General features: G+C 60.2%; 22 protein-coding genes. 16 read left to right on the top strand and 6 right to left on the bottom strand.

What is annotated here, in order from left to right:
* Position 1 precedes the first annotated feature (1 nt).
* Positions 2-1,777: an autotransporter assembly complex family protein gene (locus tag ACB042_RS01150; protein ID WP_100646312.1), complete on the bottom strand. Its 1,776-nt coding sequence runs from the start codon at positions 1,775-1,777 to the stop codon at positions 2-4.
* A 514-nt stretch (positions 1,778-2,291) separates the two neighbouring features.
* Between ACB042_RS01150 and ACB042_RS01145 the strand changes: the two genes are divergently transcribed.
* The 10 genes from ACB042_RS01145 to mltB all read left to right on the top strand — a co-directional run bounded on the left by ACB042_RS01145 (position 2,292) and on the right by mltB (position 12,162).
* Positions 2,292-2,666, top strand: a complete 375-nt coding sequence (locus ACB042_RS01145; RefSeq protein ID WP_005350568.1) for a hypothetical protein — start codon at positions 2,292-2,294, stop codon at positions 2,664-2,666.
* Positions 2,667-2,799: 133 nt separating this feature from the next.
* Positions 2,800-3,078 carry a peptidylprolyl isomerase gene (locus ACB042_RS01140; RefSeq protein ID WP_040066119.1) on the top strand — a complete coding sequence of 93 codons (279 nt, stop codon included), beginning with the start codon at positions 2,800-2,802 and terminating at the stop codon, positions 3,076-3,078.
* Positions 3,079-3,257: 179 nt separating this feature from the next.
* Positions 3,258-3,932, top strand: a complete 675-nt coding sequence (locus ACB042_RS01135) for a DUF1499 domain-containing protein (RefSeq protein WP_371177605.1) — start codon at positions 3,258-3,260, stop codon at positions 3,930-3,932.
* A gap of 25 nt (positions 3,933-3,957) precedes the next feature.
* Positions 3,958-4,539 carry a carboxymuconolactone decarboxylase family protein gene (locus tag ACB042_RS01130; protein WP_021231092.1) on the top strand — a complete coding sequence of 194 codons (582 nt, stop codon included), beginning with the start codon at positions 3,958-3,960 and terminating at the stop codon, positions 4,537-4,539.
* Positions 4,539-6,692 (top strand): FAD-dependent oxidoreductase, encoded by a 2,154-nt coding sequence (locus tag ACB042_RS01125; RefSeq protein WP_120415250.1) that lies wholly within the window; start codon positions 4,539-4,541, stop codon positions 6,690-6,692. The genes ACB042_RS01130 and ACB042_RS01125 overlap by 1 nt, the downstream gene beginning before the upstream one ends.
* 17 nt (positions 6,693-6,709) lie before the next feature.
* On the top strand, positions 6,710-7,906 hold the full coding sequence (locus ACB042_RS01120; protein WP_168769875.1) for an ABC transporter substrate-binding protein: 1,197 nt from the start codon (positions 6,710-6,712) through the stop codon (positions 7,904-7,906).
* Positions 7,907-7,983: 77 nt separating this feature from the next.
* Positions 7,984-9,618, top strand: a complete 1,635-nt coding sequence (locus ACB042_RS01115; RefSeq protein ID WP_247822447.1) for an ABC transporter permease — start codon at positions 7,984-7,986, stop codon at positions 9,616-9,618.
* 23 nt (positions 9,619-9,641) lie between these two features.
* Positions 9,642-10,292 (top strand): ATP-binding cassette domain-containing protein, encoded by a 651-nt coding sequence (locus tag ACB042_RS01110; protein ID WP_144712453.1) that lies wholly within the window; start codon positions 9,642-9,644, stop codon positions 10,290-10,292.
* Positions 10,293-10,308: 16 nt separating this feature from the next.
* On the top strand, positions 10,309-10,923 hold the full coding sequence (locus tag ACB042_RS01105; protein WP_279489374.1) for a CDP-alcohol phosphatidyltransferase family protein: 615 nt from the start codon (positions 10,309-10,311) through the stop codon (positions 10,921-10,923).
* Between the two features lie 147 nt (positions 10,924-11,070).
* On the top strand, positions 11,071-12,162 hold the full coding sequence (gene mltB / locus ACB042_RS01100; protein WP_279489375.1) for a lytic murein transglycosylase B: 1,092 nt from the start codon (positions 11,071-11,073) through the stop codon (positions 12,160-12,162).
* Positions 12,163-12,246: 84 nt separating this feature from the next.
* Here the strand turns inward: mltB and ACB042_RS01095 are convergent, their stop codons facing one another.
* Positions 12,247-12,912, bottom strand: a complete 666-nt coding sequence (locus tag ACB042_RS01095) for a peroxiredoxin-like family protein (protein ID WP_279489376.1) — start codon at positions 12,910-12,912, stop codon at positions 12,247-12,249.
* A 109-nt stretch (positions 12,913-13,021) separates the two neighbouring features.
* Between ACB042_RS01095 and ACB042_RS01090 the strand changes: the two genes are divergently transcribed.
* A complete protein-coding gene (locus ACB042_RS01090; RefSeq protein WP_323930422.1) occupies positions 13,022-13,600 on the top strand; it encodes a TetR/AcrR family transcriptional regulator in 579 nt (192 codons plus the stop codon).
* 122 nt (positions 13,601-13,722) lie between these two features.
* Here ACB042_RS01090 and pgm read toward each other — a convergent pair whose 3' ends face one another.
* Both pgm and seqA read right to left on the bottom strand, forming a co-directional pair.
* Positions 13,723-15,387, bottom strand: a complete 1,665-nt coding sequence (gene pgm, locus ACB042_RS01085; protein ID WP_279489379.1) for a phosphoglucomutase (alpha-D-glucose-1,6-bisphosphate-dependent) — start codon at positions 15,385-15,387, stop codon at positions 13,723-13,725.
* Between the two features lie 58 nt (positions 15,388-15,445).
* Positions 15,446-15,955, bottom strand: coding sequence for a replication initiation negative regulator SeqA (seqA, locus tag ACB042_RS01080; RefSeq protein WP_236395469.1), 510 nt, complete (start codon positions 15,953-15,955; stop codon positions 15,446-15,448).
* A gap of 274 nt (positions 15,956-16,229) precedes the next feature.
* Here seqA and ACB042_RS01075 point away from each other — a divergent pair, with 274 nt between their 5' ends.
* The 4 genes from ACB042_RS01075 to fldA are packed head-to-tail and all read left to right on the top strand — an operon-like array spanning position 16,230 to position 18,170.
* Complete coding sequence (locus ACB042_RS01075; protein WP_371177604.1) at positions 16,230-17,012, top strand: alpha/beta fold hydrolase; 783 nt, start codon at positions 16,230-16,232, stop codon at positions 17,010-17,012.
* A gap of 55 nt (positions 17,013-17,067) precedes the next feature.
* Positions 17,068-17,289, top strand: coding sequence for a DUF2788 domain-containing protein (locus ACB042_RS01070; RefSeq protein ID WP_005334296.1), 222 nt, complete (start codon positions 17,068-17,070; stop codon positions 17,287-17,289).
* A 20-nt stretch (positions 17,290-17,309) separates the two neighbouring features.
* On the top strand, positions 17,310-17,606 hold the full coding sequence (ybfE, locus tag ACB042_RS01065; protein WP_005334297.1) for a LexA regulated protein: 297 nt from the start codon (positions 17,310-17,312) through the stop codon (positions 17,604-17,606).
* Between the two features lie 39 nt (positions 17,607-17,645).
* Positions 17,646-18,170, top strand: coding sequence for a flavodoxin FldA (fldA, locus tag ACB042_RS01060; protein WP_371177603.1), 525 nt, complete (start codon positions 17,646-17,648; stop codon positions 18,168-18,170).
* Between the two features lie 90 nt (positions 18,171-18,260).
* On the opposite strand, the gene ACB042_RS01055 is transcribed toward fldA, so the two are convergent.
* Positions 18,261-18,734, bottom strand: a complete 474-nt coding sequence (locus ACB042_RS01055; RefSeq protein ID WP_371177602.1) for a DUF4442 domain-containing protein — start codon at positions 18,732-18,734, stop codon at positions 18,261-18,263.
* Between the two features lie 242 nt (positions 18,735-18,976).
* Between ACB042_RS01055 and fur the strand changes: the two genes are divergently transcribed.
* On the top strand, positions 18,977-19,405 hold the full coding sequence (gene fur, locus ACB042_RS01050; RefSeq protein ID WP_005334301.1) for a ferric iron uptake transcriptional regulator: 429 nt from the start codon (positions 18,977-18,979) through the stop codon (positions 19,403-19,405).
* A 115-nt stretch (positions 19,406-19,520) separates the two neighbouring features.
* On the opposite strand, the gene glnS is transcribed toward fur, so the two are convergent.
* Positions 19,521-21,182 carry a glutamine--tRNA ligase gene (glnS, locus tag ACB042_RS01045; RefSeq protein ID WP_005334302.1) on the bottom strand — a complete coding sequence of 554 codons (1,662 nt, stop codon included), beginning with the start codon at positions 21,180-21,182 and terminating at the stop codon, positions 19,521-19,523.
* Positions 21,183-21,312: the final 130 nt, after the last annotated feature.

Genomic DNA, 21,312 nt, shown 5'->3' with positions numbered 1-21,312 from the left:
ATCATAATTCAGGCCCCAATGCGAAATGTAGCCGCAAGGGCTTGTCCTCCTCCGATACCCCGACCGCCAGATCCAGCCTGACCTGACCGATGGGAGTGACCCAGCGTACACCGACGCCGGTACCTATTTTCCAGGGCTCGCTGTAATCGGTGGTGGAGGTGCCACCATCCACAAACATGGCCCCCAGCCACTTCTCGCTGAAGCGGTAGTTGTATTCCAGACTGGCCACGCTGGTGTAGCGGCCACCGGTCAGCTTGCCATCCGGCCCGGTGGGGGAGATGCTCTCGTAACCAAAGCCGCGCACCGTCTGATCGCCACCGGTAAAGAAGCGCAAGGAGGGCGGCACCAGCGAGAAGCTGTCACCTATGATGGCCCCCTGCTCGGCCCGCATCAGGAATCTGTGGTTATCGCCGAGAGTTCGCAGCCACTTGCTGCGCCCCCACACCCGCATAAAGCTGATGTCGGAACCCCATCTGGGATCGGAGAACTCCAGCGTCAGCTGCTGGCGGTCCCCCCAGTCGGGCACCAGGGTGCCGCGCACCCGCAGCCGGGACCAGGAGACCCCGGGGATCAACAGCAAGCTGTTCCCCTCGTCGGCGCCCTGGGTATAGATCTCGTTCTCCAGCCGGATAAAAACGTCCCGATCCCAGCTCTCCGGCCGTCGCGTCCAGCGGTGCACACCGATGGTGGTGAGATCGGAGCGGGTATCGTTGTTGTCCTTGTACTGGTAACCGGTCTGGATGGAGTAGTAGTCCCGCAGCGGGTTGCCCACCGGGATCTGATAGTCGAAGCTGAGCTCTGCCTCCGGCGCCGACACCTTGGCGGTGGCAAACAGACGATGACCATAGCGGTTGACCCAGGGTTTCTCCCAGGTGGCACTCATCCGCGGCCCTACGTCAGTGGCGTAACCGATACCGGTCTCGATTTCGTGATCGACCCGGTTATCCAGCGTCACCGCAATGGGCACCCGATAGTTGCTCGCCTCGCTTAATACCGGCTTGATATCGACCTGACGGAACAGCTTGGTGGAGGAGACATCCTGCGACATCTCGGCCAGACGGATGGCGAGATAGGGGTCGCCGCTCTTGATGTTGATAAGCGGGCGGATCAGGTGAAGCGCTTCGGGGGTGGCATCGTAGCGGATCTCGCCAAAACGGTAGCGATGGCCCGATTCGAACAGAATAAAGATCTCTGCCGTCCCCTTGTCCGGGAACACCTTGACCTGACTCTTGCTCAGCTTGGCATCAAAGTAACCGCGGGCCAGCCCGAGGCTGCCCAGATCGGCCTTGATGGATTCATATTTGGCGTGGTTGAGGGGCTCGCCCTCTTTGAGGGGCAACTTGTCCAGCAGGGCGCTGTAAAGCTCGTCGCTGCCCGCATCCCCCTCCAGCAGAATATCGAGGCGGGAGACGATAACCGGCTCCCCTTTGTCTACCTCAATCACCACTTTGGACGGGGTTTTCTTGTCGCGACTCAGGGTGATTTTCGGCTGGTAGTAGCCATATACCTGCAGCGCCTTTTGCACGCTCTCGGTGATTTTGGCTCGAGCCGGGCGGTATTGCCGCTCCTGATAGACCGGCAGGGCATTAAGGTAGGCTTCAACGTTATCCTTGTTCTCCCCTTTCAACCCCTTGACCTGATAGGTGAGCTTGGCAGCAAACGCGGGCGAAGCCAGCAGCGACAGCAACAGGCCCACCCCCAGAACCCGCAGGCCGCGGCGAAAGGCAGAGCCAGACAGTGAACGCCCTGCCAGCAGGGATGAAATGCATCCTGTCAAAGGTCAATATTCCTGAATCTGTGGTGAAGGAAATCGGCGCCCTTTCGGGCCAACCCCGAATGCGACGCAGCACGCCATGCAGTGCATGGCCGTGACACAAAAATGCGCGCCAGAAAAATGGCGAACCTTATCCTAACATAGGCATCGGCCAGCGACAGCGCGGCGCCATTGGCAAATTCACCATATCTTTTAAGAGGTTGACCACAAATCACACATTTTGGTGACAATGACGCCGCCCGCTTTCCCGATGGAAGCGAATTGACCTGCCCTGAATAAGGCTCACCCCACCATCAGGCACCATTTGTCACCTCTCCTCCTCTCTTTGCAACCAGAAACCCACCACGACAGAGTTTGTCGGCATCACCCCACCCTCACCGTTTAACAGGCCCGGCACACGCCAAAGCCCGACGTAGCGGGTGATTAAGAATTGCTCGTTCAGCACAATCGAATTATCCCGCTGCCTTTGCGAACGTCCCTCCCTCACACTTGAACCATCAACTGAAGGAGACACATCATGCATGCACGTAGCGAACAGATGGCTGACTATATTGCCGATCGTCTCGAGTTCATCACCTTTCTCGCCTGTTGCAGCGCCCTGCTGGCCCTGCTAACCGGCATGAGTGGTCAGCAGGCGCTGGCCTTTACCGCCCTGAACCTGCCGTTTGGCCTCGGCATTTTGCTGGCGATGGCGATGCTGGCCCCCCTGCCCGTCCACTGGCGGCTGCCGGGTATCACCTTGCTGCTGGCAGGTTGCGCCCTGATGACCCTGCAACTGGGAGGAGAGTGGCTCAATCCGCTGGCCATCTGGAGCCTCTACGCCCTGCTCGGGCTGGAGATCATCTGGCAAGCGCGTCCCCGCGCCGTGCTGGCCACCCGCGCTCGCCAGTAACAGGGCTGGCGTGCGCCAGTAAATGGCGGGCTGTGATGGCTGACGCCGGTGGCAAATTGGGGTACTCTTGCGCCCCGATTTGCTACCACCCTTGGCGTTAACAACCTTCGCCATCACTCCCAGGAGCGCCCCGATGAAAAAAGCCTGTGCCCAGCACATTCTGGTCAAGACCGAAAAACAGTGTCTGGAGATCAAGGAGAAGATCGAGAAGGGAGCCGACTTCGGCCAGATGGCCAAGCGCTTCTCTACCTGTCCCTCAGGCAAGCGTTTTGGCGATTTGGGAGAATTTTCCAAGGGAGATATGGTGAAAGCATTTGACGATGCGGTCTTCAAGGGTGAACTGCTCAAGGTGCTGGGGCCGGTGCGCACCAAGTTCGGCTTCCATCTGATCAAAGTGCTCTATCGCAACTAAGTCATCGCAACTGACCATCTTCTCGGTGAAGCTCCCGTCAGGCGGGCTTCACCTCCCTCTGCATTCCCCTCGCAAAACTGACCAAAACCACGCCAAACTCTCATCAATTTACTAACGTTATCAGGCAATTAAGTTTATCCTTCTCGGCATTGTCCACATTCGACGATGGATCCCGTGCTATGCCCCGTTCTTGCTTGTGGCCCCTGCTGGCCTGGTTACTCCCGCTCGCTGGCGCCCTCGGCAGCCGCTTTCATCTCTGGCCCTGGTGGATCGGTTTTGCGATCTGTCTCATCGGAGCCCTTGTCTCCCTGATCTTGCTGGTACGCCTGCCCTGGAGCCGTAACCGCTATGCCAGCGGCCTTGGCGCCTTGCCACTGCTGCTACCGCTGACCTTTGTGCTGCAGGCGCTACGTATGCCGCTGATCAACGATGTGAGCACAGATCCCTACAATCCCCCCCAACTGCGCTGGGCGGCAGAGCTCAGAACGGCGCAGGATCTGCCAATAAATAGCGCACCGCTGAAAGCAGTTAAGGCAAAACCCGGTCCTCTCTTTACCAGGGCCTCTCCTGCCGAAGTGGTGATTGAAGCCAACGAACTGATGCAGGAGCTGGGCTGGCAGGTACGACCCAGCCCCGACGGTCTGGATGCGGTGGTTACCACCGGCTGGTTCGGCTTTCAGGATGATGTGGCGCTGCGGGTCTTTGCTGGCCCCAAAGAGACCCGCATCGATATGCGATCAGCCTCCCGTCAGGGACAAAGTGATCTGGGCACCAACCGGGCGCGGATCGAGGATTTCCTGACCCGCCTGAACGAGCGCCTCGGTCAGGCCTACAAACCCAATTTGAAACCGTAAGTGTGAAACAACAAGAAGGTAACTGATGCGCGTTGAGGTCAAACCCGACCGGGAATATGCCTGGTTTATCCGCCCCTTTTTCTGGCTGCAAAAGCGCAACTATGGTCAGGTGCTTATTCCGGGCAAGTGCTGGGGCCGCTCGCCGCGCCTCTTTGCCGCCGTCGCCACCCTCTACGGCGTCATCAACCGCAAGCGCTCCCCCATCGACCCCGTGCTGCGCTCGCTGGTGACGGTGCGGGTCTCCCAGCTCAACTGGTGTCGTTTTTGCGTCGACATCAACGCCATGACACTGGTAAAGAGAGCCGGTTCCAGCGAGAAAGTGGAGGCGCTGGCCAACTGGCGCGAAAGCCCCTTGTTTGACGAGCGGGAGAAAGCAGTGCTCGACTACACCGAAGCGATGACTGGCCTCGATGGGGTCAGCGATGAACAGGCGGCCCGCCTCAAACCCTGGTTCGATGACGATGCCATGGTGGAGTTGACCGGTCTTATCGCCTTCCAGAACATGTCGGCCAAGTTCAACGCCGCCCTCGATATCGCGCCGCAGGGCTTCTGCCAGCTGCCGGTGCAACCGGAGCGCCCTGCCCAGCCTGACAGCAAGGACGCCTGATGAACCGGACCCGCCTGCTGCTTGCACTGGTGATGGGGAGCCTTATCGGTGCCTTTTTTGCCCTCGATCTTGGCCGTTACCTCACTCTGGACGCCTTGCAGGCCCAGCAGGCGGCAGTGGCGCAATGGGTTGACAGCCACTTTGTCTCGGCCAGCCTGCTGTTCGTGCTTATCTATGTGCTGAGCACCGCCCTCTCCCTGCCCGGCGCCAGCCTGCTCACCCTGGGTGGCAGCGCTGTGTTCGGCGTCGCCTGGGGGCTGCTGCTGGTCTCCTTTGCCAGCACCATAGGCGCGACCCTGGCCTTTCTCAGCGCCCGTTTTCTGCTGCGCGACTGGGTCACCGTCCGCTTTGGCGACAAGCTGGCCACCTTTCAGTCCGGCATGGCGAAGGAGGGGGCCTTCTATCTGCTGAGCCTGCGCCTCATCCCCATCTTCCCCTTCTTTCTGGTCAATCTGCTGATGGGGCTCACCCCCATCAGAGTCAGCACCTACTACTGGGTCAGCCAGCTTGGCATGCTGCCTGGCACCTTCGTCTATGTACTGGCGGGCAGCGAGCTTGGCCAGTTAACCAGCACCGGCAATATCCTCTCCCCCGGCCTGATGGTCGCGCTGACCCTGCTGGGGCTGATGCCATGGCTGGTCAAGAAATTGACCGCACACCTTGCCCAGCGGCGCCTGCTCACCCCCTACCGCAAACCCGCTCGCTACGACTACAACCTGCTGGTGATCGGTGCCGGTGCAGGTGGGCTGGTTACCAGCTATATCGCCGCAGCGGTGAAAGCCAAGGTGGCGCTCATCGAGAAGCACAAGATGGGGGGCGATTGCCTCAACAGCGGCTGCGTCCCCTCCAAGGCATTGATCCGAAGCGCCCGCTTTGCCGCAGAGCAGCGTAAAGCCGACGAGCTGGGCTTTAGCCCAAGCCACTCCCGCGCCGATTTTGCCGCCGTGATGGAGCGGGTGGCTGAGGTGATCAAGGAGGTCGAGCCACACGACTCCATCGAACGCTATCAAGGGCTTGGAGTGGAGTGCATCGAAGGGGAGGCGCGGCTGGTCTCTCCCTGGGAGGTGGAGGTTAACGGCCAGCGCCTTGCCAGCCGCCATATCGTCATCGCCACCGGCGCCCGACCGCTGGTGCCCAAGCTGCCGGGGCTGGATCAGGTGCCTTACCTCACCTCGGATAGCCTCTGGCAGCTACGCACCCCGCCGCGCCGCCTGCTGGTGCTGGGCGGCGGCCCCATCGGCTGCGAGCTGGCCCAGAGCTTCGCCCTGCTCGGCATTCCCGTGACCTTGGTGGAACTCTCGGAGCAACTGCTGCCCCGCGAAGAGAGAGAGGTAGCCGACGCCCTAGCTGGGCAAATGAGCCGAGATGGCGTGCAGCTACTCACCGGCTGGCGCGCCGAACGAGCCGACTATCTGCCCGCAGCAGAGGGGGCTCTCCCCATCCGGCTGCAACTGCGCCGTGGCGATGAGACACAGGTGGTGGAAGGGGATCAACTGCTGCTGGCACTGGGTCGGGTCGCCAATGTGAGCGGCTTCGGGCTCGAAGCGTTGGGGGTCGAGCTTGCCCCCCGCGGCACCATAGCGGTCGATGGTTTTCTTGCCACCAACTTCCCCAGCATACTGGCGGTGGGAGACGTAGCGGGCCCTTACCAGTTCACCCACTTTGCCGCCCATCAGGCCTGGTATGCGGCGGTCAATGCCCTGTTTGGCCAGTTCAAGCGCTTTCGGGCCGACTATCGGGTCATTCCGGCGGCCACCTACACCATGCCGGAGATTGCCCGGGTCGGCCTCAATCGCAAGGAGGCCGAGGCGCAGGGGATTCCCTTCGAGGCGACCCGCTTCGAGCTGGCCGAGCTGGATCGCGCCATTGCCGATGGCGAGCGCCACGGCTTTGTCGAGGTGCTGACCGTGCCGGGCAAGGATACTATCCTTGGCGCCACCATAGTGGGCACTCACGCCGGTGAGCGGATCGCCGAGTTCGTGCTCGCCATGCGTCACCGCCTCGGCCTTGGCAAGATCCTCGGCACCATTCACGCCTATCCCACCCTGATGGAGGGGAACAAATATGTGGCGGGTGAATGGAAACGGGCCCACCAACCCACCCGGGTGCTGGCGTTGCTGGCCCGTTATCACCGCTGGCGCCGTGGCGCCTGACAACCAGAGAAACGTTTATGCTCAAGCCATTCTCACAACTCAACTCACAGCTCAAACGGCGGCTAAGTGCCCTGCTGTGCACCCTGCCACTGCTGGCCAGCGGCCCGCTGTTAGCCACCCCTAATGACCATTGGCAGCAGACCCTTGAGGAGGCGAAGGGGCAGACCGTCTACTTCAACGCCTGGGGCGGCAGCCCGGAGATCAACGCCTATCTGGTGTGGGCCGGGCAGGAGCTGGCACGCAACTATCAGGTCAAACTGGTGCAGGTGAAGGTGGATGACATCGCCCAGAGCGTCAGCCAGTTGCTGGCCAACAAGCAGGCGGGCAAGCAAGCTGGCGGCCCCATCGACCTGCTCTGGGTCAACGGCGAGAACTTCAAGGCGCTCAAGGAGCAGGGGCTGCTCGGCGCTCCCTTTACCGCCGAGCTACCCAACATGGCGCTAGTAGACAGCACCCTGCCGGTGAGTGAGGACTTCACCCTGCCGGTAGAAGGGCTGGAAGCCCCCTGGGGCATCGGCCAGCTCAATCTGATGGTCGACACCGAAGAGGTCGCCAGAGCGCCCAGCTCGGCAGCAGCCCTGCTGGCGTGGGCCAAGGCCCATCCCGGCCGCTTCACCTATCCCAAGCCGCCCCAGTTCCATGGCTCCAGTTTTCTCAAGCAGATCCTGCTGGAGTTGACGCCAGACCCCGCCCCCCTCTATCGGGAGGCGACCGAGCGCGACTTTGCCAACGTGGCCGCCCCGCTCTGGGCCTGGCTCGATGAGCTGCATCCGGCACTCTGGCGCAAGGGCAAACTGTTCCCCACCAGCGCCGCCGAAACCCGCCAGCTGCTTGATGATGGCGAACTGGCCATGGCCATCAGCTTCAATCCGCAGGAGGCGCAGAGCGCCGCCCAGATTGGCGCCCTGCCCCCCAGTGTTGAAGCTGTCGCCATGGAGAAAGGGGCGCTCACCAACAGCCATTTTCTCGCCATCCCCTTCAACGCCAGCGCCCGTGCGGGTGCCAAGGTGGTGGCCAACTTCCTGCTGAGCCCGGCGGCGCAGGCACGAAAAGCCAATCCGGCCTTCTGGGGTGATCCCAGCGTGCTGCGGGCCGATACCCTGCCTGATTCAGCCAAGGGGCAACCGGCACTACGCTTCAAAGCAGTGGCCGAGCCTCACCCCAGCTGGCAGCTCAAGCTGGAAGCAGCCTGGGCCGAGCGTTACGGTCACTGATGAGTGCCTCTGGTCACCCGCTTTCCCGCTCCCGACCGTGGCGCCGGTTGACACGCCACCCCAGTATGAGTGCGGGGATGGCGGTCATTTATCTGGCGATCTTCGTCATCCCATTGCTGGCGGGACTGTGGCAACTGCTGGCGGAGGGGATGGCCGCCTCTCATCTCGCCTTGCTGCTCGCCCAACCCGGTCTTTGGCACTCAGCAGCACTGAGCCTGTGGATTGGCGCCGCCTCAACCCTTGGCAGCCTGCTGTTGACCGCCCTGCTGTTGGCCCACAGCGACAGCCGGGCTTTCGGGTTGCTCCGTCGTCTGCTCTCGCCGATGCTGGCCATGCCCCACGTCGCCTTTGCCATCGGTTTTGCCTTTTTGCTCGCCCCCTCCGGTTGGCTGCTGCGGCTCGTCTCGCCAGCGCTGACCGGGTTTGATCTCCCCCCCGATTGGCAAACCATTCGGGATCCTTGGGGACTCGGGCTGATTGCACTGCTCGTTTTCAAGGAGACCCCCTTTTTGCTGCTGATGGCGATGGCCGCGCAGCAACCCATCCTGCTGGCACGCCAGCAGTGGCTGGGGGCGAGCCTCGGTTTCAGCGCCCCCCAGGTCTGGTGGCGCCTGCTGCTGCCCGCCCTCTGGCCTGCCCTGCGCCTGCCCATTTATGCGGTGGCGGCCTACGGAGTGGCGGTGGTGGATCTCGCCCAGCTGCTCGGGCCCGACGCCCCCGCCCCGCTAGCGGTGCGGTTGTGGCTCTGGTATCAGGATCCGGACCTGCTCTGGCGCGGCGCCACCGCCAGCGGCGCCCTGCTGCTGCTCGCCATAACGGCACTGCTCATCGCCCTGTTCAGATTACTGGAGTGGCTTCATAAAGAGATGGGCAAAGGCTGCTGGCTCGATGGCAAACGGGCGGCGCCCCACTTCTTTACCAACCGGCTCGCAGCGGGCTTTGCCTTCACCCTGATCACCCTCAATCTGGCGGTGCTGGCGGCGCTGCTGCTCTGGTCACTGGCGCGCCGCTGGCCCTTTCCCGCCCTCTGGCCCAGCCAGTGGAGCAGTCACTACTGGCTGGATCTGCTGCCAACCCTGCTGCCGCTGCTGACAACCAGCACACTGCTGGCGCTGGTGAGCGGCTTGCTGGCTCTGGGAATGGCGGTGTGCAGTCTGGAGGCACAAGCCGGCCGCCGCCCCTGGCCGCTCTGGCTTATCTGCCTGCCGTTGTTGCTGCCGCAAGCGAGCCTGCTGTTTGGTATCCGGCTCGGGCTGGACTGGCTTGCACATGACTCGATAAGCAGCGGCATTGGCTGGGGCTGGGTGCTCTGGAGCCAGCTGTTGTTTGTCTTTCCCTATGTCTACCTCTGCCTGCACGGCCCCTATCGCCAGTTCGATCCGCGGATCGCCCAGAGCGCCCTGCTGCTGGGTGCTACGCCATGGCGAGCCTGGTGGCAGGTCAAAGCGCCGCTACTGGCGCGCCCGCTGCTGTTTGCCTTCAGCGTCGGGGCGGCGGTGAGTTTGGCCCAATATCTGCCGACCCTGCTCTTTGGCGCAGGCAGGGTAGTCACCATCACCACCGAAGCGGTGGCCATCGGCAGCGGCCTAAACCGGCGGCTGGCGGGGCTCTACGGCCTGCTGCAACTGCTGCTGCCGCTCGTTATCTATCTGCTGGCGCTCTGGCTGCCGGCGCGGATCAATCCGGCGCTCAAGGGGGGCGGCTCACGATGAACTCTCATGATGGAAACAGCCATATGCTGAGCACCACGCCTCTTCGGCTTTACCTTGATGAAAATCTGCTGCTCTCGCTGCCCGCCCTGCAGGTGGCCCCCGGCGAGGTATTGACCCTGATGGGGCCAAGCGGCTGCGGTAAAAGCTCCCTGCTGGCGGGGCTGGCCGGGGTACTGCCCGGCGCGCAGACAGAAAATAGCCCGATCCGGCTTGAGGGGGAGATAAGGCTCGGCGAGCGGCCACTCAACGCCTTGCCTGCGCAAGCGAGGCGCATCGGCATGCTGTTTCAGGATGACCTGCTGTTCGACCATTTGACGGTGGCGGAGAACCTGATGTTCGGCATGCCAGCGACCATCAAGGGAAAACGCGCGCGGCGGGAAAAGGCACTGGCCGCATTGGCACAGGTCGCGCTGGCGGATCAGGCTGACAAGCTGCCGCAGCTGCTGTCAGGGGGTCAGCGGGCGCGGGTCAGCCTGCTGCGGGCGCTGTTGGCCAAACCCGACGCCCTGCTACTGGACGAGCCCTTCTCCCGCCTCGACAAGCCGCTGCGGGCCGCCTTTCGCGAACTGGTGTTCGCGCAGATCAAGGCGCTGGCCATCCCCGCTATTCTGGTGACCCACGACGAAGAAGATGCGCCGGGCACCATACTCCACCTCACCGAATGCCACTGTTAACCGAGGAGTGTTCACCTTGTTTGATCGCCATCTGATCCCCGTGATCCGCAGCCCCCTCACCCAGCTTGCCAAACCGCTCTGCCGCGCCGGGATCAGTGCCAATCAGGTGAGCCTCACCGGCTTTGCCATCGGCATGCTGGCGTTGCCGCTGCTGGCCTTTGGCTGTTATTCATGGGCGCTTGTGGCCATCCTGCTCAACCGGCTGCTGGACGGGCTCGACGGCGCTGTGGCACGGGAAACCGGCATCACCGACTGCGGCGGCTTTCTCGACATCACGCTGGATTTTATCTTCTACGCCGCAGTGGTGCTGGGTTTTGCCCTCGCCGCCCCCCCCAATGCGCTGCCCGCCGCCACCCTGCTGTTTGCCTTTATGGGCACCGGCTCGAGCTTTCTGGCGTTTGCCATCATGGCGGGCAAGCGGGGGATCGACAATCCGGTCTACCACCACAAATCCCTCTACTATCTGGGCGGCCTCACCGAGGGGAGCGAGACCATCGCCCTCTTTGTGCTGATGTGCCTGTGGCCCGCCGCCTTCGCCCCGCTCGCCTACGGCTTTGCCCTGCTCTGCGCCATCACCACCCTGACCCGGCTCTGGAGCGGTTACCACACGCTACGTCACCCCCAGCTCTAAACAGCACAGCCCTAAACAGCACAGCCCTCACAGAAGGGCTAATCCATCGCACGATGAATTGGCGGCAAACAAGGCGCACGGAACACTTGCACGGGGATGGCAATGTTTTACCATGACGACACTTTTATCAGTCTCTTTGAGAACCCTATGCGTCGCCTTGCCTCTCTTCTCACTCTGTCATTATTCCCCCTGCTCGGTGGCTGCAGCAGTGCCCCAGCGCCAAAGCCCGTGGTCGTCCCCCAGCCCAAGAGCGCCTTTATCAATCAGGCTCCATCGAGCAAACCCGTTTATACACAAGGGGTTAGCAAGGGGGACTTCGCCAATCGCCCCAACGTGGACAGGTTCGTCCAGAAGATGGTCGAGAAGCACGGTTTTGACAACGCCCAGCTGCATCAAGTGCTGGCACAGGCAGAGCGTTACGACTGGATCATCCGCCTGATGGATGCCCAGGCGCCGACCACCGCCAAGCCCACCGGCCCGACCGGCGCCTGGAACCGCTATCGCGCCAAGTTCATCACCCCGGACAACGTACAGAACGGCGTCAACTTCTGGCGTGAATACGCAAGCGAGCTGAACCGGGCAGAGCAGATCTACGGGGTGCCGCCGGAGATCATCGTCGGCATTATCGGGGTGGAGACCCGCTGGGGCCGGGTGATGGGCAAGACCCGCATTCTGGATGCGCTGGCCACTCTGGCATTTGATTATCCGCGCCGCGCCGAGTTCTTCACGAGCGAGCTGGAAGCCTTCCTGGTGATGACCCGCGACGAGGGGATGGATCCCACCGAACCCAAGGGCTCCTATGCGGGCGCCATGGGCTATGGCCAGTTTATGCCCTCCAGCTTCCAGCGCTATGCGGTGGACTTTGACGGCAACGGCCACACCAACCTGTGGGAGCCGGTAGATGCCATCGGCAGCGTCGCCAACTACTTCAAGGCCCATGGCTGGGAGAAAGGGCAACCGGTGGCGGTGCGTGGTCAGGGCCAGCTGCCCGGCTATGAGCACGGCTTCCAGACCCGCTACCCGGTGGCCACCCTGCGCCGCGCGGGGCTGACCCCCACCAGCAGCCTGGGCAACCACAGCGAGTCGAGCCTGCTGCGCCTCGATGTCGGCACCGGCTACCAATACTGGTACGGTCTGCCCAACTTCTACACCATCACCCGCTACAACCACAGCACCCACTACGCAATGGCGGTGTGGCAGCTGGGGCTGGCGGTGAAAGAGGCCAAAGGCGGTTACTGAATTATTTGCTTATAAACGCGAGGCAGGACTGTCCAGGCCCGCCTCGTCTGCACTCGACACGGCGCCTTCTGGCGCCGTGTCGGTTTAAAGCATCCCGGCCGCGGCCAGTCTGTCCAGCTCAGCGATCAGCTGGGTAGGCTCTGCCCGTTGGGTATAGTCAACATTGACGAAGTGGTAACGTGCCACCCGATCCTGGCCAAGGATATACGTCGCCGGGACTGGCAAAGTAAAACTGTCATCCCCGTTGCTGGCCGGAATATCGATACCAAAACGCTCATAAATTGGGCGCAGCACCTCGGGCAGCTCGAATACCAACCCCAGCGAAGCCGACACCCGGTTGCCTTCATCGCTGAGCACGGTGATCGCCAGCTCGTTGGCGGTGAGAGTGTCCTGCGCGGTTGTTGGCATCTCGGGAGTCAAACCGAGGAGGGTGACCCCCCTTTTCACAAACTCGGGCAAAGCGATATTGAGTGCCTGCATCTCGAGATTGCAATATGGACACCAACCACCTCGATAGATGTTGAGCACCACAGGCCCCTCAGCCAGATAGTGGGAGAGCGGGCGCACCACCCCGTGCTGATCGGGCAACGCAAAGTCAGGAAACTGATCGCCAGTGACAAATGCCCCTTGTCCCAGTCCGCTCGTCCGTAGCGCTTCTGTTGCCCCCTCCATCACCGCCAGTACATCACCAGGGACTTTAGTTCGCTTTATCGCATCGTACTCTTTGATTTTTTGCTCAAGTGTGGGCATGATTACCATCCTTTCTGTAGTGGTCACTACAATATCAAACAAGCCACCAACACTGGTCAAGATATTTTTTAGTGATCACTACAAAAAGACAACACAAGCAGGAATCGAAATGGCAAGACCGGCATCATTTGACAGAGAACAAGTTCTGGAGGTTGCCCTCAACAGCTTCTGGGAAACTGGCTTCAGCAACACAGGCATCGCCACACTCGTTGATAGAATGGGGTTGAAGCCCAGCAGCCTGTACGGCGCCTTCAGCTCTAAAGAGGGATTGTTTATCGAAGTGTTGCAGCTCTATTCAGCACAGAGTCTTGCGCAGATCGAACTGTTGTTGGCCTCGGCAGATTCTCCCCTAGCCGGTGTGCGAGCCTTGCTCGATGCTGTAGCTCGGGATGCCATAGCCAGCGAGGCACATCGTGGCTGCCTGCTGGTCAATACCCTGCTGGAAGTGGGACGCCAAAATCGAACGATTCAGCATGAAGCCAGCGTTCACTTGGCCGAAGTGGAACAGCGGGTGGCCAATAACTTGCGCCAGGCACAAGCAGCTGGAGAGTTGGCCGCCGAGCGCGATATCGACACCCTCGCGGCTTTGTTGATGACTATGGTGTGGGGAATGCGCGTACTGGGTCGCACCCATCCACCTGCCGCCAAGGTACAGGCAGTGTTGGCCCAGATACAGGCCATGCTTTAAGCCACAGACCAGCAGCCCCTCGCACAATTCGTAGCCACCACAGAAAAACAGAGGAGCCGATTTGGCTCCTCTCTTCACCTTGTCTTTAGCCCGAGGACCCGGGCGCTGACGTGATGCGCGGCTTAGACACCAGCCTTGGCCAGCGCAGCAGAGACGATCTGCTGGGCTTCCTGCTGGATAAGGTCGAGGTGCGCGTCGCCCTTGAAACTCTCCATGTAGATCTTGTAGATGGACTCGGTGCCGGAGGGGCGCGCCGCGAACCAGCCGTTCTCGGTCACTACCTTGAGACCGCCGATGGCGGCATCGTTACCCGGCGCCTTGGTCAGCTTGGCGATGATGGGCTCACCCGCCAGAGTTGAGGCTTCCACCAAAGCAGGATCCAGTTTGGAGAGCACCGCTTTCTGGGCACTGTTGGCCGGTGCGTCGATACGGCGATAGCTGGAGCGGCCAAACTTGGCTTCCAGTGCGTCGTAGTGAGCCTGCGGATCCTTGCCGGTCACCGCCAAAATTTCCGCCGCCAGCAGCGCCAGAATGAAACCATCCTTGTCGGTGGTCCAGACGGTGCCATCTTTGCGCAGGAAGGAGGCGCCAGCGCTCTCCTCGCCGCCAAAGCCGAACTCGCCGCTGTAGAGGCCATCCACGAACCACTTGAAGCCGACCGGCACCTCTTTCAGGGTACGGCCAATCTCGCCGGCAACCCGGTCGATCATCGACGAGGAGACCAGCGTCTTGCCGACGGCTGCATCGGCAGACCAGCCGGTGCGATGGGTAAACAGATACTGGATTGCCACCGCCAGATAGTGGTTCGGGTTCATCAGGCCGGACTTGGTAACGATGCCGTGACGGTCGTAGTCAGGGTCGTTGCCAAGGGCGATGTCGAACTTGTCCTTGAGCGCAATCAGGCTCGCCATGGCGAACGGGCTGGAGCAGTCCATCCGGATCTTGCCGTCTTTATCCAGTGTCATGAAGGAGAAGGTGGGGTCTACCTTGTAGTTCACCACCTCGATATTCAGACCATAGGTCTTGGCGATGACGTCCCAGTAGGCGACGCCGGAGCCGCCCAGCGGATCGACACCGATCTTGATACCCGCGTTCTTGATGGCGTCCATGTCCAGCACGTTCTTCAGGTCATCCACGTAAGGGGTGACATAGTCGTGCTCGACCACGAACGGGCTCTTGAGCGCCTCAGCGAACGGCATCCGTTTCACGCCAGCCAGACCCGCTTCCAGAATGGCGTTGGCACGGTCCTCCACCCACTTGGTGATCTCCCCTTCGGCGGGGCCACCGTGAGGCGGGTTGTACTTGAAGCCACCATCTTCCGGCGGGTTGTGGGACGGGGTGATCACCACACCGTCGGCACGGGCAACAGGCTTGCTGGCCCCTTCTTTGCCAGAGTTGTAGCGCAGGATGGCGTGGGAGATAACCGGGGTCGGGGTAAAGCCCATACCGGCTTGAATGCGAGTTTCAACGCCGTTGGCGGCCAGCACTTCGACGGCGCTGGCAAAGGCGGATTCGGACAGGGCGTGGGTATCCATACCGACAAACAGCGGGCCAGTGATGCCGGCCTGCTGGCGATACTCCACCAGGGCCTGGGTCACCGCCAGAATATGGGATTCGGTAAAGGCGCTGTGCAGGGCGCTGCCACGGTGGCCGGAGGTACCGAAGGCAACCCGCTGCTCGGGGCGGCTCATGTCCGGCTTGTTGAGGTAGTAGGCGCTGACCAGACGGGGGATGTTGGTCAGATCGCTTAAACGGGCCGGTTGACCGGCGTGGGAATGCTGAGCCATGGCGTTTTCCTTGCGTATTGGCGGCCTTGCCGGGCAAGGCCTGAGTCTTGAAGAATCGTTAAATTGCGCCACACACCTGCGCGATCACCTCTTCGCCATAGCCCATGCTGGCCATCAGCTGGGCCACCATATTCTGCTTGCGGCTGGTGTTGGTGTTGGTGATCACCCAGAACGGGGTCTCCGGTACCGGCTTGGGCTTGGTGGTACTGCCACTGGCACGCAGAGCCTCGGGATCCTGCGAGAAATAGACGCGCTTGCGCCCCTTGATTTCGGTGGCCTGGGTAAAGCCTTCCGGGTTATCCCGGTAGAGGGTACTCAGCACCAGCATAAAGCGGTTGATGGACTTCTCTTCCTTTTGCAGCTCACCGGAATCGAGCAGGGCTTGCAGCCCTTGTCGGGTGGCTACCGCACTGGGCTGCGCGATGGCAACGGGCTCGGCAACCTGCACACCTTGGTGAGCAGGCTGTTCCAGCAGACGGCGCAGGATATCGGAGGCACTCTCACCAATGTGCCGGGTCTGGCTGGCGATATAGAAGTAGAGATCGTCATCAAGCTCGATGGTTTTCATAGGGATGCGCTGGACTCGTCGAAATTCGGATGCGGCGATTATACATAGGCAAACCCGACAGCCCAAGCAAGGGGCTGGCAGATGTACATGAATCTCATCGAGAATACGGCATAATAGCGGGCCAAGTGTGTGATCAGCCGCACTGATAGCCGATCCGGACGGGATTTTTTAGAAAAAAAACCACATAAAATCCCAATCCATTGGACGAAATCCTTTTCTTTCCAGTGCGTTAAATAATACAGCGATACGCACCCACGACCGACAAGGTGTCATTTTGCAACAAAACAGCATATTGAACTTCAAGGAGCAGGGTCAGGGCCCGGCGGTCATTCTGATCCACGGCCTGTTTGGCAGCCTCGACAACCTCGGCCTGCTGGCCCGTGCCCTCTGCGAGCACTATCGGGTCATCAGCGTCGATCTGCGCAACCACGGCGCCTCCTTTCATAGCAGCGAGATGAGCTATCCAGCCCAGGCAGCCGATATCCTGGCCCTGATGGATCGGCTGGAGATTGCCGAAGCGACCCTGATTGGCCACTCGATGGGTGGCAAGGTAGGGATGCAGGTCGCCAAGCTGGCGCCAGAGCGGGTGACCAAGCTGGTGGTGGCCGACATGGCACCGGTCGCCTATCCCCACTCCCGCCACCAGAATGTCTTTGCCGGACTCAACGCCACACTGCGCACGCCGCCGCAAAGCCGCAGTGAAGCGGAAGCCATGCTGGCGCAGCACATCGAGATCGCCGGGGTACGCCAGTTCCTGCTCAAATCCTTCGCCAGAGGCGAGCATGGCTGGGGTTGGCGCTTCAATGTGCCCGCCCTTGAGCAAAACTACGCCAACATCATGGGCTGGCCAGAGGATGAGCGCCGCTTCGAGGGGCCGGTGCTCTTTATCAAGGGGGGGAATTCTGACTATATGCAGCCCCAATACAGCGAGACGGCACTGGCCCAATTCCCGGCGGCAAAGGTGCGTGTCATCGCGGGTACCGGCCACTGGCTGCATGCGGAAAAACCGGCTCTGTTCAACAAATTGGTTGTGGATTTCCTGTCGACAGGCGGTTAACAGTTTCAAATCCTTTGTGATATAGTGCGCCCGTCATAAGGAGTGTGCGCAATCCATGCTAAGTGAACATATCGACCTGATCGAAAGTTTGGGCCTCAAGTTATTCTTTGTGGCCATTTTCATATTAATTGGCCTGGCCATTCAGGACGTGCTCAAACGCGGCAACGTGCCCCGTTTCGGTCGTTTTATCGTCTGGTTGGTACTGTTTCTGGGTTGTGCGGGTTTTGTCGCCAAGGGGCTGATCGAACTGGGCTGGGAAGGCTCAGGACTCGGCTAACTTATTTTCATCTGTGATGTATGGCCAAACAGCAAACTGATCGAACAACACTGGATCTGTTCGCAAATGAGAAGCGCCCCGGCAGGCCAAAGACCAATCCACTCCCCCGCGAGACCCAGCTCAAGATCAACAAGCGTAACCAGCTTAAGCGCGATCGGGAAAATGGGCTGAAGCGGGTAGAGTTAAAGGTGGAGGCCGAGTTGCTGGAGCGCCTGAACCAACTTGCGTTACAACAGAACATCAGCCGAGCCGAGCTGATCCAATCTATCCTGAAACAACAGATTGAGTCCGCCTTTGCGGTGGACATTGCAGTCTGAGCGTTGAGCATTAACACCAAATACGGGTAACTAAACACTATGGCAAGTGTAGGTCTGTTTTTTGGCAGCGATACCGGTAACACCGAAGCTGTCGCCAAGATGATCCAGAAAGAGCTGGGCAAAAACCTGATTGAAGTCCGTGACATCGCCAAGAGCAGCAAGGCCGACATCGAGAGCTTTGATCTGCTGATGTTCGGCATCCCGACTTGGTACTACGGCGAAGCCCAGGCCGACTGGGACGACTTCTTCCCCGATCTGGGCGAAATCGACTTCACCAACAAGCTGGTCGCCATCTTCGGTTGCGGTGATCAGGAAGACTATTCCGAGTACTTCCTCGACGCCATGGGCACACTGCGCGACATCGTCGAAGCCAAAGGCGCCATCATCATCGGTCACTGGCCGACTGCCGGCTACGAGTTCGAAGCCTCAAAGGCACTGGTCGATGACAAGCACTTTGTCGGTCTGGGTATCGATGAAGATCGCCAGCCGGAGCTGACTGCCGAGCGCATCAAGGGCTGGTGCAAGCAGCTGCACGAAGAGATGTGCCTGGGCGAGCTGGAGTAATCCGCCTCCCCTCTTCTCTCTGACAACAAGGGCCCCGACGGGGCCCTTGTTGTATCTGCTTGTTGCGATGCCTGCCTTTATTCTTCCCTGTTATTCACCTCTGTGCTCCGGTTTGGCCCGCACATAGAGGGTGCGCTTGACCTGTGCCACCAGTTCGCCGCTCTTGTCTTGTACCGTCACCTCGAATTCGGGGAAGTGCTTGTTGCCACCGTCAGTCGCCGCCACGATATCGGCCAGCTTGCCCTCGGTCAGGTTAAACTCGGCCACCAGCTTGCCCTTGCCCGGCTTGATATAGTTGATACTGCCCGCCTTGTCCCAGACGTAGTAGCGATTCTTGAAGTAGCCCATCAGCATCAGCGGATAGATGGGGTCCGTCATGGCAAACATGCTGCCGCCAAACTGGGTGCGGTTGGCGTTCTTGTTCCACCAGCGGGATTTGAGGGTCACCCGGCAGTAGCGAAAGTCATCGCTCAGGGTCTCTATCTTGATACCGGCACCCCAGAAAGGGGGCCAAGCGTTGAGTGCGCGGCGCACCCAGGCCGCATTGTCAAAAAGCCAATCCATGGATCTCATCCGACCAGAAATATGAAAGTTACATCTTATCAACATCTGCCATGCCAGCAAGTCGGACGACACGATTGATTATTTCAATCCAACCGGACATTTATGGCTAAACCCCTTGAATTGCTGGGTTTATTTTTAGGGAGGCTACGACCTATAATGACAGGCCAAGCGAGTTCAAGGTTGCCATTCCTGCGGCAGTCCATCAGAATAACCCCACCTTCGAGAATGCGAATAAGTAGAATATGGCAGACAACAACCAAGCGTTAAAAAAGGCCGGGCTCAAGATCACCTTGCCCCGGGTCAAAATCCTGGAAATCCTGCAACAGCCGGATTGCCAGCACACCAGCGCCGAAGATCTCTATAAACGACTGATCGACCTGGGTGAAGAGATTGGTCTCGCTACCGTCTATCGCGTTCTCAACCAGTTTGATGATGCCGGTATCGTTACCCGTCACCACTTCGAAGGTGGCAAGTCGGTATTCGAGCTGGCCACTCAGGAGCACCACGACCACCTGGTTTGCCTCGACTGCGGCAAGGTGATCGAGTTCTCCGACGAAGTGATCGAACAGCGTCAGCGCGAGATCGCCAAGAAATTCAATATCCGTCTCACCAACCACAGCCTCTACCTCTACGGTCATTGTGCTACCGGTGAGTGCAAGCACGACGAATAAGTCGCCCGCGACTTGCAGATAACGGAAAATAAAAAAGCCAGCATCAGCTGGCTTTTTTATTGTCCGGCGCAGGCCGAGGCATCGCACAGGGCAGGGTCTCCCCTGCCCTACTGAGTTAGCCTTCGACTTTGCCCCAGGAGTCGCGCAGGGCAACGGTGCGGTTGAACACCAGATGCTCCGGGCTGGAGAGCTTGTTGTCGGCGCAGAAGTAACCTTCACGCTCGAACTGGTAAGCCTGCTCCGGCTTGGCGTTCTTGAGCGAAGCCTCGACACGGGCACCCTCGATGATCACCAGGGATTCCGGATTCAGAGCGGCTTCGAAGTCATCCTCGGCGCCCGGGTTCGGTACCTTGAACAAACGGTCGTAAAGACGCACTTCCGCTGGCAGGGAGTGAGTGGCGCTGACCCAGTGGATAACCCCTTTCACCTTGCGGCCATCGGCCGGATCCTTGCCCAGAGTCTCGGGATCGTAGGAGCAGTAGATGCAGGTGACTTTGCCATCGGCATCTTTCTCGATACGCTCGGCCTTGATCACATAGGCATTGCGCAGACGCACTTCCTTGCCCAGCACCAGACGCTTGAACTGCTTGTTCGCCTCTTCTTTGAAGTCCGCTTCGTCGATGAAGATTTCGCGGGTGAAGTTCAGCTCGCGGGTACCCATCTCGGCATTGCTCGGGTGGGCCGGGGCAGTCAGCACTTCGTCGGCAGCCAGATTCTCGATGACCACTTTCACCGGATGCAGCACGGCCATGGCGCGCGGTGCATGCTCGTTGAGGTCTTCACGGATGCAGGCTTCCAGCATGCTCATCTCGACGATGTTGTCCTGCTTGGTCACACCGATGCGCTTGCAGAACTCGCGGATGGAGGCCGGGGTGTAACCACGGCGACGCAGACCGGAGACGGTCAGCATGCGCGGGTCATCCCAACCATCGACGTGCTTCTCGGTCACCAGCAGGTTCAGCTTGCGCTTGGACATGACGGTGTATTCGAGGTTCAGACGAGAGAACTCGTACTGACGGGGGTGGCAATCGATGGTGATGTTGTCCAGCACCCAGTCGTACAGACGACGGTTGTCCTGGAACTCCAGGGTACAGATGGAGTGGGTGATCCCTTCCAGCGCGTCCGAGATGCAGTGGGTGAAGTCATACATCGGGTAGATGCACCACTTGTCACCGGTCTGGTGGTGGTGGGCAAACTTGATACGGTAAATAACCGGATCACGCATCACCATGAAGGGGGATGCCATGTCGATCTTGGCGCGCAGGCAGGCGGTGCCTTCGGCGAACTCGCCGTTCTTCATCTTGGCAAACAGCGCCAGGTTCTCTTCCACACTGCGATCGCGGAACGGGCTGTTCTTGCCAGCTTCAGTCAGGGTGCCACGGTACTCGCGCATCTGCTCGGGCGTCAGCTCGTCCACATAGGCCAGACCCTTTTCAATCAGCTCGATGGCGTAGCCGTGCAGCTTGTCGAAATAGTCGGAGGAGTAGCAGATCTCGCCATTCCACTGGAAGCCGAGCCACTGTACGTCCTGCTTGATGGACTCTACGTACTCGATATCTTCCTTCACCGGGTTGGTGTCATCGAAACGCAGGTTGCACTGGCCCTGATAGTCGCGGGCGATGCCGAAGTTCAGGCAGATGGATTTGGCGTGGCCGATATGGAGATAACCGTTCGGCTCGGGCGGAAAACGGGTATGCACGCTGCTGTGCTTACCGCTGGCCAGATCTTCATCAATGATCTGACGAATAAAGTTAGTTGGGCTGTTCGCCTGACTCATGGCTCACCTCAAAAAAGCGTCACTGGCGGAAGTTGTGCCGGCTGGCACCCTCATCCCCCCGCCGTCAAGCCGGGTATGATCCCTTATTACGGGCGCTGTCTCAACCTGAATTTGGCACTTCCGAGCCATT

It is taken from the genome of Aeromonas sp. S13(2024) (assembly GCF_041402405.1).
Classification (GTDB): domain Bacteria; phylum Pseudomonadota; class Gammaproteobacteria; order Enterobacterales; family Aeromonadaceae; genus Aeromonas; species Aeromonas veronii.
Note: the sequence above shows the minus strand (reverse complement) of the source record. Positions and strands in the feature narration are given on the sequence as shown.

What these genes read in the sequence shown, in the direction of transcription:
- ACB042_RS01125 (WP_120415250.1), top strand. Translation starts at nt 4,539, where the DNA reads ATGAACCGGACCCGCCTGCTGCTTGCACTGGTGATGGGGAGCCTTATC.
- ACB042_RS01090 (WP_323930422.1), top strand. Translation starts at nt 13,022, where the DNA reads ATGGCAAGACCGGCATCATTTGACAGAGAACAAGTTCTGGAGGTTGCC.
- ACB042_RS01110 (WP_144712453.1), top strand. Translation starts at nt 9,642, where the DNA reads ATGCTGAGCACCACGCCTCTTCGGCTTTACCTTGATGAAAATCTGCTG.
- ybfE (WP_005334297.1), top strand. Translation starts at nt 17,310, where the DNA reads ATGGCCAAACAGCAAACTGATCGAACAACACTGGATCTGTTCGCAAAT.
- mltB (WP_279489375.1), top strand. Translation starts at nt 11,071, where the DNA reads ATGCGTCGCCTTGCCTCTCTTCTCACTCTGTCATTATTCCCCCTGCTC.
- ACB042_RS01070 (WP_005334296.1), top strand. Translation starts at nt 17,068, where the DNA reads ATGCTAAGTGAACATATCGACCTGATCGAAAGTTTGGGCCTCAAGTTA.
- glnS (WP_005334302.1), bottom strand. Translation starts at nt 21,182, where the DNA reads ATGAGTCAGGCGAACAGCCCAACTAACTTTATTCGTCAGATCATTGAT.
- ACB042_RS01135 (WP_371177605.1), top strand. Translation starts at nt 3,258, where the DNA reads ATGCCCCGTTCTTGCTTGTGGCCCCTGCTGGCCTGGTTACTCCCGCTC.
- ACB042_RS01145 (WP_005350568.1), top strand. Translation starts at nt 2,292, where the DNA reads ATGCATGCACGTAGCGAACAGATGGCTGACTATATTGCCGATCGTCTC.
- ACB042_RS01140 (WP_040066119.1), top strand. Translation starts at nt 2,800, where the DNA reads ATGAAAAAAGCCTGTGCCCAGCACATTCTGGTCAAGACCGAAAAACAG.
- ACB042_RS01120 (WP_168769875.1), top strand. Translation starts at nt 6,710, where the DNA reads ATGCTCAAGCCATTCTCACAACTCAACTCACAGCTCAAACGGCGGCTA.
- ACB042_RS01115 (WP_247822447.1), top strand. Translation starts at nt 7,984, where the DNA reads ATGGCGGTCATTTATCTGGCGATCTTCGTCATCCCATTGCTGGCGGGA.
- ACB042_RS01130 (WP_021231092.1), top strand. Translation starts at nt 3,958, where the DNA reads ATGCGCGTTGAGGTCAAACCCGACCGGGAATATGCCTGGTTTATCCGC.
- fldA (WP_371177603.1), top strand. Translation starts at nt 17,646, where the DNA reads ATGGCAAGTGTAGGTCTGTTTTTTGGCAGCGATACCGGTAACACCGAA.
- pgm (WP_279489379.1), bottom strand. Translation starts at nt 15,387, where the DNA reads ATGGCTCAGCATTCCCACGCCGGTCAACCGGCCCGTTTAAGCGATCTG.
- seqA (WP_236395469.1), bottom strand. Translation starts at nt 15,955, where the DNA reads ATGAAAACCATCGAGCTTGATGACGATCTCTACTTCTATATCGCCAGC.
- ACB042_RS01055 (WP_371177602.1), bottom strand. Translation starts at nt 18,734, where the DNA reads ATGGATTGGCTTTTTGACAATGCGGCCTGGGTGCGCCGCGCACTCAAC.
- fur (WP_005334301.1), top strand. Translation starts at nt 18,977, where the DNA reads ATGGCAGACAACAACCAAGCGTTAAAAAAGGCCGGGCTCAAGATCACC.
- ACB042_RS01095 (WP_279489376.1), bottom strand. Translation starts at nt 12,912, where the DNA reads ATGCCCACACTTGAGCAAAAAATCAAAGAGTACGATGCGATAAAGCGA.